This is a genomic window from Belnapia sp. AC561, assembly GCF_979252845.1.
Genome location: NZ_CEEDBP010000126.1, coordinates 1 through 385, shown reverse-complemented (window position 1 = coordinate 385; position 385 = coordinate 1). Strand labels below are relative to the sequence as shown.

Below are 385 nucleotides of genomic sequence, written 5' to 3'. Positions count from 1 at the left end.
CCTTTCTACCATAGAAGGCAAAAACTTCGTAATTACCAACCTGGTTGCAGAAGTGGCCAATGGCTACTATGAGTTGCTGGCTTACGATAACCAGCTGGCTATCGTAAAACAAAACATCGCCTTACAAACCAATGCATTAGAGTTGATGAAAATTCAAAAGCAGGCAACACGGGTAACTGAACTGGCGGTAAGGAAATTTGAGGCGGAGGTGTTAAATTCAAAGAGTTTGGAGTTTGATATTGAACAGAACATTACAGAAAGTGAAAATAAGATTAACTTTCTGCTGGGTCGCTATCCTCAGCCAATCGTTCGGGATAAAACAAGTTTTACGGATTTGGTTCCCCCAACAGTGCAGGCAGGTTTACCTTCGCAGTTATTGGCAAAC

1 protein-coding gene is annotated in these 385 nt (G+C 42.1%); it reads left to right on the top strand.

The window, feature by feature from the left end; genetic code table 11:
- A partial coding sequence (locus tag AC0IW9_RS30420; protein ID WP_471652043.1) for a TolC family protein occupies nucleotides 1–385 on the top strand: 385 nt, incomplete at both ends.